Raw genomic sequence first — 11,133 nt, 5'->3', positions numbered from 1 at the left:
GTAGGAGCGAGGCTTGCCCGCGAAGGCTTCTTATCGATGGAATGCGTCAAACGTCGGCCTTGATTTCCTGATACCGCTTTTCCAGCTCCTGACGAATCTGCCGGCGCTGCTGAGCCTGCATGAAGCGGCGCTTGTCTTCGCTGTTCTGCGGTTGCAGCGGAGGCACGGAGGCGGGTTTACGCTGGTCATCTACCGCCACCATGGTGAAGAAACAACTGTTGGTGTGGCGCACCGAGCGCTCGCGGATGTTTTCGGTCACCACCTTGATGCCCACCTCCATCGAGGTGTTCCCGGTGTAGTTGACCGAAGCCAGGAAGGTCACAAGTTCACCGACATGGATCGGCTCACGGAAAATCACCTGGTCCACCGACAGGGTCACCACGTAGCGGCCGGCATATCGGGCGGCACAGGCGTAGGCGACTTCGTCGAGGTATTTGAGCAGGGTTCCGCCGTGAACATTGCCAGAGAAGTTGGCCATGTCGGGGGTCATCAATACCGTCATCGACAGCTGGGCGTTTCCGGGTTCCATAGCATTCTCACGGGTCAAGGCCAGGTTGAGGGATGCACCTCTGCGGGTGCCTCGATGGTTTTTTCAAACTAACAGTTATCGGGACGCCGGGCGCGAAGCCGCCGTCACGCCGGATCGATCTGTTTCCATATATTGCACCGCCTTTCTACCGGAAGTCGCGGTGTTACCCTGCAAAAGCCCCTGCCACTGGGGCAAATTCCTACGCAGAACGCGGATTTTTTACCTTGCTCGACCGGATGTTTCCTTCATCCGCGCTTGAGCTATGCCACACAAGGAGCCCCACACCATGCATGCCATCAGCTTTATTCAGGATCTGGCAGTGATCATGTTGGTCGCAGGTGTGGTGACCGTGCTTTTCCACAGGCTCAAGCAGCCGGTGGTGCTGGGCTACATCGTGGCGGGCTTCATCATTGGGCCGCACACCCCTCCCTTCGGTCTGATCCACGACGAAGAGACCATCAAGACCCTGGCGGAGCTCGGGGTGATTTTCCTGATGTTCTGCCTGGGCCTGGAGTTCAGCCTGCGCAAGCTGTTCAAGGTCGGCGCCACGGCGTTTATCGCGGCGTTCCTGGAAATCGTGCTGATGATCTGGATCGGCTACGAAATCGGCCGCTGGTTCGACTGGAACACCATGGATTCGCTGTTCCTCGGCGCGATCCTGGCCATTTCCTCGACCACCATCATCGTCAAGGCGCTCAATGACCTGAAGATGAAAAACCAGCGCTTCGCGCAGCTGATTTTCGGTGTGCTGATCGTTGAAGACATCCTCGGCATCGGCATCATAGCCTTGCTGTCGAGCATCGCGGTCAGCGGTACGGTCAGCTCCGGCGAAGTGTTTTCTACCGTGGGCAAGCTCTCGCTGTTCATGATCGTCGCGCTGGTGATCGGCATTTTGCTGGTGCCGCGCCTGCTGGCTTACGTGGCCAAATTCGAAAGCAACGAAATGCTGCTGATCACTGTGCTTGGCCTGTGTTTCGGCTTCTGTCTGCTGGTGGTCAAGCTCGAATACAGCATGGTGCTCGGTGCGTTCCTGATTGGCGCGATCATGGCCGAATCCCGGCAGTTGCTGAAAATCGAGCGCCTGATCGAGCCCGTTCGCGACCTGTTCAGCGCCATTTTCTTCGTGGCGATCGGCTTGATGCTCGATCCGATGATCCTGCTGGAGTACGCCTGGCCGATCGTGGTGATTACAGTCGCTGTGGTGCTCGGCAAAATGCTGTCCTGCGGAATGGGTGCGTACATCGCCGGTAATGACGGGCGCACCTCGTTGCGCGTCGGCATGGGGCTTTCGCAGATTGGCGAGTTCTCTTTCATCATTGCCTCGCTGGGCATGACCCTGCAGGTCACCAGCAATTTCCTCTACCCGGTGGCCGTGGCGGTTTCGGTGATCACCACGCTGCTGACGCCGTATCTGATTCGTGCGGCAGACCCGTTGTCGATCAAGCTGTCCGCGGTCATGCCACAGCGACTGGGACGGGTTTTGGGGATGTACGGTGAATGGTTGCGCAGCATCCAGCCTCAAGGCGAGGGCGCGCTGCTGGCGTCGATGATTCGGCGGATTCTGTTGCAGGTGGGCGTCAATCTGGCGCTGGTGGTTGCGATCTTTCTCGCCGGGGCGTTTTTCGCCGAGCGCATCTCGGTGAGCCTGCAGGAGTGGATCGGCGACCCAAGCTGGCAGAAGGCATTGATCTGGGGCGGCGCCTTGCTGATATCGCTGCCGTTCCTGATCGCCGCCTATCGCAAGCTAAAGGCGCTGTCGATGCTGTTGGCAGAGATGGGGGTGAAGCCGGAGATGGCCGGGCGTCACACGCAGCGAGTGCGTCGGGTGATCTCCGAAGTGATACCGATTCTGTCGCTGCTGGTGATTTTCCTGCTGTTGGCAGCCTTGTCGGCCAGTATTCTGCCGACCAACAAGTTGCTGATGCTGATTGCCGTGGTGGCCGCTGGTGTGGCCGCGCTGCTGTGGCGCTGGTTCATCCGCGTCCACACGCGCATGCAGGTGGCCTTGCTCGATACCCTGGACAATCACAAGGATTCGCCAGGGCACTGACGCCGCGGGGCGTCAGCCGGCTCAGCTTTCCAGCCAGACGTCCCGTGCCCAGTGCCACACCGACTCCCAGGTTTCTTCGGTGACCAGCTCTTCTTCGGCGGACCACAACACCACGGTGCCGTCTTCTTCGACGCAGTAGTAGTCGTCACCGTCCTGGCAGATCGGAATCATGCTGCGATCGACGCCGGCGTCCCAGGCGTTGGCGGCCACATCCGGCAGGTAGGTGTGGGATTGCGGGTCAGTGACGGTCACCGGCTCCAGGCTGCCGTAGACCACATCGCTGACAGTCAGCAAGAACTCTCTAAAGACGAACGGGATGTCGATGAACAGTTGTTCTTCGATTTCGACCAGCAGATCTTCGTCGGGCAACTCCAAGGGAACCGGTACCGGTTCGTTGGCTTCACGCAGTTGTTCGATGATTTCTTCCACGTCGAGAATCCTCTTGCTTGTAAGGCGCGGTTTATATGGGGCGGTTTATACAGTAGCTTGCTATGGATGCAACCGCGAAATAGAAAAACCCCGGCAAGCCGGGGTTTTTATTACAGCGTGAAAAGCGAGGCGGGGTGATCAGCCGTTCTGGCGGATACCGGCCACCAGCCAAGGCTGGTTTTCGCCCTGGGCGCGTTCCATGTTCCAGCTTTCGCTGAAGACTTCGCCCTGGTCGAAACGGGAGTTTTTCGACACGCCGCTGAAGGTCAGGGTGGCGATGGTCTTGTCGGCGCGATCATCCACGCCATCCAGTTGCACATTGAGGTTATCAATGTAGGTGGACTGGAAGGCATCGCCCAGATCGGCACGCTCGCGCTTGAGGAACTCCAGCATCTGCGGGGTCACGAACTCCGCGATCTTGTCCATTTCGTTGGCGTCCCAGTGCTGTTGCAGGGACTGGAAGTGGTTGCGGGCCGCTTCGATGAAGTTATGTTCGTTGAACCAGGCTGGCGCGTTGATCACTGGACGGGCGGCAGCGGGTGCAGCCGAACCACCGAAGATCGAACCCATGGCTGGCTTCTGTTCGAACGCTTCACGCTGCATCGGCGCGTGACCGGCCGGAGCGTACTGCTCCTGCTGCTTGCGACGACGGGCGGCGATGAAACGGAAGACCAGAAAGGCAATGACCGCCATGATCAGGATGTCGAAGATCTGCATGCCCTGGAAGCCGTCGCCCATGAACATGGAGGCCAGCAGGCCACCGGCGGCGATACCCGCCAGAGGGCCGAGCCAGCGGGAAGCGCCGCCGGCCTTGGCAGCCGCGCCCGCGGCACCGGCAGCACCAGCGGTCGCTGCTGCGCCGCCCATGCCTGGAGAAGAAGGAGCCATCTGGCTGGTCTGGTGAGTAGGCGCAGCACCTGCGCTTTTGCCACCACCGAAGCGCTTGGCGGCATTGACGTCGAGACTCATCGTCAGGCCGATGCACAGCGCCATGGCGATGCTAAGAAAACGTTTCATAAAGGGAATTCCCGTTTGTGGAAGGCACGCGCGCCATGTTGCACAGCTGAAGTGTTACTGGCTAGCGGCAGAGTGTTTCGGGCTTTTGCCTGACAGGTCGGGTTCAGCTTCAGTCAGTGCAATAAGGCTGGTTCACTTTGGTCTGTAGGATGACTGAATAAGTTCTGTAGGAACGATGCCTAGCGCCTTAGCGCCAACATCACCACCCCGGCTGTGATCAGGCCGATTCCGCCCCACTGGCGCAGGTCGAGTTTTTCCCCCAGCAGCGCCACACCGAGCACGGCGACGAGGACCACGCTGAGTTTGTCCACCGGAGCGACCAGCGAGGCCGGGCCGACCTTGAGCGCGCGGAAGTAGCAGATCCACGAAGCACCCGTGGCCAAGCCGGACAACAGCAGGAACAGGTAGCTTTTACCCGAGATCGATCCCAGGGATTGATATTGGCCCGTGGCGAACAAAATCAAGGCCAGGCTGACCAGCACCACGATGGTTCGGAGCAGAGTGGCGAAGTCCGAGTTGACGTTCTCGACGCCGATCTTCGCGAAAATGGCGGTCAGTGCTGCGAATGCAGCCGATAGCAGGGCCCAGAATGTCCAGGAGGAAAAGAAGCCTGAGCCCATGACGGTTTCCTTTTGGTCAGATCGATTTGTGGGAGCGAGCCTGCTCGCGATGGAGTGTCAGTCGACATCGATGTTGACTGATCCACCGCATTCGCGAGCAAGCCCGCTCCCACATTGATCCAAGGTGATCCTTAGATCGCTTCCAGCTTCGCGTACCCCAGCATCAGCCACTTGCTGCCTTCGCTGAAGTTCACCTGAACCCGCGCCTGGGCGCCGGCGCCTTCGAAGTTGAGGATCACGCCGTCGCCGAACACCGAGTGCCGTACCGCCTGGCCCAGGCTGAAGCCGGTCTGCGGGATCTCGCTGCCGCCGAACAGGCTGCTGGTGCTTTGTTGCTGACCACCGCCGAACGGACGGCTGACGCTGTTGGACAGCCGCACTTCCTGAATCAGGCCTTTGGGCACTTCGCGTACGAAGCGCGACACCTTGTTATAGGTCTCGCTACCGTACAGGCGACGGGTTTCAGCATAGGTCATGACCAGGTTCTGCATGGCCCGGGTGACGCCGACGTAGGCCAGACGACGTTCTTCCTCAAGACGCCCCGGTTCTTCCAGGCTCATCTTGTGCGGGAACAGGCCTTCTTCCATGCCCACCAGGAACACGTAAGGGAATTCCAGGCCCTTGGCGCTGTGCAGCGTCATCAGCTGAATGCTGTCTTCATGCTCGTCGGCCTGGGTATCGCCGGCTTCCAGTGAAGCGTGGCCGAGGAAGGCCGCCAGTGGCGTCAGGTCCTCGTCTTCTTCAGTGTTTTCGAAGTTGCGTGCGGCGCTGACCAGCTCCTCAAGGTTTTCCACCCGGGCCTGGCCTTTCTCGCCTTTTTCCGCTTCGTGATAGGCAATCAGTCCCGACTGCTCGATGACGGTCTGAGTCATCAGGTGCAGCGGCATGTCCATGCACTTGGCGGCGAGGTTTTCGATCAGCTCCATGAACGCGCCTAAAGCGCTGGCGGCGCGACCGGTCAGACCCTTGTTCGCCACCAGTTGGCGCATGGCTTCCCACATCGACACATGGCTGTGGCGCGCATGGTCACGAATCGCTTCGACGGTTTTTTCGCCGATGCCACGGGCCGGTACGTTGATCACCCGCTCCAGCGCCGCATCGTTGCCGCGACCTTCGAGCAGTCGCAGGTAGGCCATGGCGTTCTTGATTTCCGCCCGTTCGAAGAAGCGCTGGCCGCCATAAATGCGGTACGGGATGCGTTCACGCAGCAACGCTTCTTCCAGAACCCGCGATTGGGCGTTGGAACGGTACAGAATCGCGATATCACTGCGAGCCAAGCCGGTTTTCAGCGCGCTTTCGATGGTTTCGACAACATAGCGCGCTTCGTCGTGTTCGTTGAACGCGGCGTATAGGTTGATCGCTTCGCCATCGCCGCCTTCGGTCCACAGCTCTTTGCCCATCCGTCCGGTGTTGTTGGCAATCAAGGCGTTGGCAGCCTTCAGGATGCCGGCGGTGGAGCGGTAGTTCTGCTCCAGACGAATGATCTCGGCGTCCGGGAAATCGTCGGAATACTGGTAGATGTTCTCGATCTTCGCGCCACGCCAGCCGTAAATCGACTGATCGTCGTCGCCCACCACCATCAGGCTGTCGCCGCCCTTTGCCAGCAAGCGCAACCAGGCGTACTGCACGGCGTTGGTGTCCTGGAACTCGTCCACCAGAATGTGCCGGAAACGCTTCTGATAATGCGCCAGCAGGCCCGGATGATCGCGCCACAGGTCGAGGGCGCGCAGCAGCAGTTCGGAGAAATCGATGACGCCAGCGCGCGCGCATGCGGCCTCGTAGGCTTCATAGATGCTGCGCATGGTGGCCAGGAACAGGTCGCCGCTGGCTTGAATATGTTGCGGACGCAGACCTTCGTCTTTCTGCCCGTTGATGAACCACTGGGCCTGGCGGGCCGGCCAGCGTTGCTCATCCAGTCCGAGATCGCGGATCACCCGCTTGACCAGCCGCTGCTGGTCGTCGCTGTCGAGAATCTGGAAGGTCTGGCTCAGCCCGGCTTCCTGCCAGTGCGCCCGCAGCAGGCGGTGCGCCAGGCCGTGGAAGGTGCCGACCCACATGCCGGCCGGGTTGATACCCATCAACTGCTCGATGCGATGGCGCATCTCGGCAGCGGCCTTGTTGGTGAAGGTCACCGACAGGATGGAGTGGGGCGATGCGTTCTCGACCTGGATCAACCAGGCGATACGGTGCACCAGCACTCGGGTTTTACCGGAACCGGCGCCGGCCAGGACCAACTGACGGCCAACAGCGGCCGCTACGGCCTGACGTTGGGCATCGTTGAGGGAATTAAGCAGAAGGGAGAGATCATCGCGCATCGGGGCATTCTAGGGGGCGGCGCCACACCGGGCAAACTCCGCTTTGCTTTAGCCGATGAAAGAGGCGCGAGGGACGACCGGTCAGTCATCGGCTGCAAGCGTTGCCCGGTCTCGCCTGACGGCTTCGAGGCCGGGTCGGGTGCCCGATAAATTTGTCTGTTTTTTGACCGGCAGCAGTTTGGTCCGGGCATTGGCTTGTGTATGCTCCGTCCACGTTTCGGGCTCATGCTCACCATTATAAGAACAAGAAACTACCTATGACCCTCAGCTCCGACCTGTCGGGCCCTTCCGTGGAGCCCCGGGTTATTCGTAAACAATACGCCATGGAAATGGCGGTCGAACGCACGCGCCTGCTGTATCAGGGCTCGCTGCTGCCCACGCTGTTCATGTTGATCAATGGTCTGGTCTGCGCCGCTCTGCTCTGGAGCCCGCAGCGCTACTTCCTGGTCACCGTCTGGCTGGTGTGGCTGTTGTCGTTGGTGGCGCTGCGAGTGATTCAGGTAGCGGCCTTCGACTCGGCGATTCCCAACCGTCAGGCCCATCCGATCTGGCGCCGCATGTTTCTGCTGGGCTCGGGGCTTACCGGCCTGACATTGGCCGGCGCCGGCATCGCACTGGTTCCCGCCGACAACTTCATCCAGCAAGCCTGGGTCTTCGGCCTGATAGGCGCTGCTGCCCTGTCGGCCAGTGTGGCCTACGCCGTCAGCCTGCCGGCCTTTCTCTCTTTCACCTTGCCCTGTTTGTTGCCGGCCATCGGCTACATGTTCTGGGGTGGCGAAGGGCAGGGCTGGGGCTGGTTCGGCCTGATTCTGCTGGGCGCCTTGAGTGTCGTGGCCTGGCAGGTCAATCGCCTGATCGATCGCGGCTTGTTGCAGCGCTTCCAGAACCAGGCGCTGATCGAGCATCTGCAGGAAGCGCAAAACTGCAGCGATCAGCTTAATCTGACTCTCGCCCGGGAAATCGACCAGCGCCGACGCGCCGAAGAAGAGCTGCGGGAAATCCAGGCCGATCTGCAAAACCGGGTTACCCAGCGCGGCCTCGAACTGGACGCCGCCAGCGACGCACTGAGCAAGAGCGAAGCGCGCCTGGCGCTGGCGCTAAAGGCCAGCGAGCTGGGACTGTGGGACTGGAACCTGCAGACCGACGAAGTCCATCACACGCACATTCAGGAATTGTTCGGCCTGGCACCGGAATATGTGACGGCGATGCTGCGCCACCTCAAGCCTCGCTTGCATCCGGAGGACCTGCCGGCCCTGAGGAAGGCGCTGGTCGAGCATCTGAAGGGGCGCACCGAGGATTATCAGGTCGAGTACCGCGTGCGCCACGCCAACGGTCATTGGGTTTGGATCGAGGACCGTGGTCGAGCGGTCGAGCGAGCCGGCAATGGTCGAGTGATCCGCATGGTCGGCACCCGTCGCGACATCAGCGTCAACAAGGCGTTGGAAGAGCAGCAGCAACTGGCTGCGACGGTATTCGAAGCCGCAAGCGAAGGTATCGTGATTTTCGACCCCAATTACGCCCTGATCGCGGTCAATCAGGCCTTCAGCCGGGTCACCGGCTATGAGATCGAGGACATGATCGGGCGCAACGTCGTCGAGTTGCCGTGTAGTCGCGATGCCCGTCGCCACTACGCGGCGATCCATCACTCGCTGGAGCAGCACGGCAGCTGGCAGGGCGAACTGGTGGAAACGCGCAAAAGCGGCGAGATGTATCCGCAATGGCTGCATTTGAATGCAGTGCGCGATAGTCGGGGAAATGTCAGTCATATCGTGGGTTTCTTCGCCGATCTTTCGGCCCGGCGGGAATCCGAAGAGCGCATGCGCTACCTGACACACCACGACGAGCTCACCGGACTCGCCAACCGCTCGATGTTCCGCGAGCGCCTCGGCGAGGCGCAACAGCGGGTGCGGCAGGGTGGTTATCGCAACCTGGCGTTGCTGCACATCAATCTGGACCGCTTCAAGCAGCTCAACGACAGTCTGGGTCACGAAGTCGCCGACAAGCTGTTGCAGAAAATGGCCCGGCGCCTGATCAATGCATTGCCGGAAGCGGACACCATTGCGCGCCTGTCCGGTGACGAATTCGCCGTGCTGTTCAACGCCTACGGCAACCTTTCCAGTCTGGCGCGGGTGGCGACGCGGCTGTCGAACAAGCTGCGCATGCCCGTGACCATCGACGGCCATGAGCTGGTGGTCAGCGCGTCGATCGGTATCAGTCTGTTGCCGGACAGCGCCCGGGATGTGTCCGCCCTGGTCAGTCAGTCGAACATGGCCATGCAGCACGCCAAGCATCTGGGCGGTAACAACTTCCAGTTCTACACCGACAGTCTGCAGGCCAGCACCCTGGAGCGATTGCAGCTGGAGAACCAGCTGCGCAAGGCCGTTGAAGAACGGCAATTGAAGGTGTTCTACCAACCGAAGCTTTGTCTGGAAACGGGCCGGCTGAATGCGGCCGAGGCGCTGGTGCGTTGGGATCATCCGACCATGGGGCGTGTGCCGCCGGGTGATTTCATCGGTCTGGCCGAGGAAACCGGGCTGATCGGCCCGATCGGTGAATTCGTGCTGCGCCAGGCCTGTCTGCAAGCCTGCGAGTGGCAGCGGCAGGGGCTGGAGCCTATTCGGGTTTCGGTCAATCTGTCGGTGCACCAGCTGCGCCAGGGCAAGTTGGTCAGTCTGGTGCGGCAGGTGCTGGAAGATACCGGGCTGGCGCCGCGCTACCTGGAGCTCGAACTCACGGAAAGCCAGTTGCTGGACAGCGTCGAGCACATTATTGCGACCTTCCAGCAATTGCGCGATCTGGGGGTGAAGCTGGCGATCGACGATTTCGGCACCGGGTATTCATCCCTGAGCTACCTCAAGCGAATCCCCGTGGATTACGTGAAGATCGATCAGGCCTTCATTCGCGGCCTTGGCGAGGGCACGGAGGATGCGGCGATTACCCGGGCGATCATTGCCATGGCTCACGGCTTGTCATTGAAGGTGGTGGCCGAAGGCGTGGAGCGGCGCGAACAGCTCGAATTCCTGAAAAACGAGCAGTGCGATGAGGTACAAGGTTACCTGATCAGTCGCCCGGTCGAGGCATCTGGGCTTGCCGCGCTGCTACAAGACCAGTGCTCGAAGGCTACATGGGGTGCGAGCACCTGATTTCGAGGGATCTGGTTACGTATGGTGCAGGCGAAAAGCCAATTCATGTAGTATAACTACAAACTTGCTACATCCCCGGCCCCTGCCAATAACAAGAGTCCAGCCCTTGAATCTGCTGCAGCACATCGCCCAGTCTCGTCACCTGTTACGCAAGTCGGAGCTCAAAGTCGCCGATCACGTGCTGCTTGACCCCGCGGCCGTGATGCACAGCTCCATGGCCGACCTGGCCCATAGCGTCGGCATCAGCGAACCGACCATCGTGCGTTTCTGCCGTGCCATCGGTTGTTCCGGGTTCCAGGACCTGAAGTTGAAACTGGCCCAGAGCCTGGCGGCAGGCGCGAGTTTCGGTCAGTTCGCGATCCATGAAGACGATTCGGTCGCCGACTACAGCCTGAAGATTTTCGACACCACCCTGCACACCCTGATGGAAGTTCGCGAGAAGCTCGATCCGGTGGAGTTGCAGCGTGCGGTGACGCTGATGTCCCAGGCCCAGCGCGTCGAGTTCTACGGCTTCGGTGCCTCGGGTGCGGTCGCGGCGGATGCGCAGCACAAATTCTTCCGGCTGCTGCTGACCGCGGCGGCCTATTCCGACCCGCACATGCAGGCGATGTCGGCGGTGACCCTGAAGCCGAGCGATGTGGCGATCTGTATTTCCCAGTCCGGACGCTCCAAAGACCTGCTGATCACCGCCAACCTCGTACGCGAGAGCGGTGCTTCGCTGATTACCCTGTGCCCGAGCCAGACGCCATTGGCCGAGCTGTCGACTGTCAATCTGGCGATCGATGTGCATGAAGACACCGAGATCTATACGCCGCTGACTTCGCGGATCGCCCACCTGGTGGTGATCGATGTGCTGGCGATGGGCGTGGCCATGGCGCGCGGGCCGAGCCTGGTCAATCACCTCAAGAGCGTGAAGCGCAGCCTGCGCAGTCTGCGGTTGTCGCCCAAGTCAGTGAAAGCCCTGGACGACTGACGTCGTCCTCAGGTCGTTCCGACCTGAATCGCGAGCAGGCTCGCTCCCACAGTTGAC

At 60.6% G+C, this 11,133-nt stretch carries 8 protein-coding genes; 3 read left to right on the top strand and 5 right to left on the bottom strand.

The annotated features are described in order from the left end of the window. Positions 1-46: 46 nt before the first annotated feature. Positions 47-529 carry an acyl-CoA thioesterase gene (locus ACW9JE_RS24180; RefSeq protein ID WP_224541223.1) on the bottom strand — a complete coding sequence of 161 codons (483 nt, stop codon included), beginning with the start codon at positions 527-529 and terminating at the stop codon, positions 47-49. A 286-nt stretch (positions 530-815) separates the two neighbouring features. Between ACW9JE_RS24180 and ACW9JE_RS24175 the strand changes: the two genes are divergently transcribed. Continuing rightward, entirely contained in the window at positions 816-2,579 is a 1,764-nt protein-coding gene (locus ACW9JE_RS24175) for a cation:proton antiporter (RefSeq protein WP_224541225.1), read from the top strand. A 21-nt stretch (positions 2,580-2,600) separates the two neighbouring features. Here the strand turns inward: ACW9JE_RS24175 and ACW9JE_RS24170 are convergent, their stop codons facing one another. From ACW9JE_RS24170 to uvrD, 4 genes are all read right to left on the bottom strand, one after another. Further along, positions 2,601-3,008 carry an SMI1/KNR4 family protein gene (locus ACW9JE_RS24170; protein ID WP_217973077.1) on the bottom strand — a complete coding sequence of 136 codons (408 nt, stop codon included), beginning with the start codon at positions 3,006-3,008 and terminating at the stop codon, positions 2,601-2,603. Positions 3,009-3,146: 138 nt separating this feature from the next. Further along, the gene (locus ACW9JE_RS24165) at positions 3,147-4,025 is read right to left on the bottom strand and encodes a Tim44 domain-containing protein (RefSeq protein WP_224541227.1); all 879 of its coding nucleotides are present in this window, start codon (positions 4,023-4,025) and stop codon (positions 3,147-3,149) included. 179 nt (positions 4,026-4,204) lie between these two features. After that, positions 4,205-4,645, bottom strand: a complete 441-nt coding sequence (locus ACW9JE_RS24160) for an EamA family transporter (RefSeq protein WP_457434168.1) — start codon at positions 4,643-4,645, stop codon at positions 4,205-4,207. Between the two features lie 131 nt (positions 4,646-4,776). Further along, on the bottom strand, positions 4,777-6,960 hold the full coding sequence (gene uvrD, locus ACW9JE_RS24155) for a DNA helicase II (protein ID WP_224541232.1): 2,184 nt from the start codon (positions 6,958-6,960) through the stop codon (positions 4,777-4,779). Between the two features lie 257 nt (positions 6,961-7,217). Here uvrD and ACW9JE_RS24150 point away from each other — a divergent pair, with 257 nt between their 5' ends. Both ACW9JE_RS24150 and hexR read left to right on the top strand, forming a co-directional pair. Then, entirely contained in the window at positions 7,218-10,103 is a 2,886-nt protein-coding gene (locus tag ACW9JE_RS24150) for a putative bifunctional diguanylate cyclase/phosphodiesterase (RefSeq protein WP_457434167.1), read from the top strand. A 106-nt stretch (positions 10,104-10,209) separates the two neighbouring features. Next, the gene (gene hexR, locus ACW9JE_RS24145) at positions 10,210-11,076 is read left to right on the top strand and encodes a transcriptional regulator HexR (RefSeq protein ID WP_025131545.1); all 867 of its coding nucleotides are present in this window, start codon (positions 10,210-10,212) and stop codon (positions 11,074-11,076) included. Positions 11,077-11,133: the final 57 nt, after the last annotated feature.

It is taken from the genome of Pseudomonas sp. SDO55104_S430 (assembly GCF_054070595.1).
The sequence above is the reverse complement of the archived record's forward strand: the minus strand, read 5'-3'. Positions and strand labels throughout refer to the sequence as shown.

Excerpts from the sequence above, each read along its gene's own strand:
- uvrD (WP_224541232.1), bottom strand. The coding sequence starts at position 6,960 with ATGCGCGATGATCTCTCCCTTCTGCTTAATTCCCTCAACGATGCCCAA.
- ACW9JE_RS24180 (WP_224541223.1), bottom strand. The coding sequence starts at position 529 with ATGGAACCCGGAAACGCCCAGCTGTCGATGACGGTATTGATGACCCCC.
- ACW9JE_RS24175 (WP_224541225.1), top strand. The coding sequence starts at position 816 with ATGCATGCCATCAGCTTTATTCAGGATCTGGCAGTGATCATGTTGGTC.
- ACW9JE_RS24150 (WP_457434167.1), top strand. The coding sequence starts at position 7,218 with ATGACCCTCAGCTCCGACCTGTCGGGCCCTTCCGTGGAGCCCCGGGTT.
- ACW9JE_RS24165 (WP_224541227.1), bottom strand. The coding sequence starts at position 4,025 with ATGAAACGTTTTCTTAGCATCGCCATGGCGCTGTGCATCGGCCTGACG.
- ACW9JE_RS24160 (WP_457434168.1), bottom strand. The coding sequence starts at position 4,645 with ATGGGCTCAGGCTTCTTTTCCTCCTGGACATTCTGGGCCCTGCTATCG.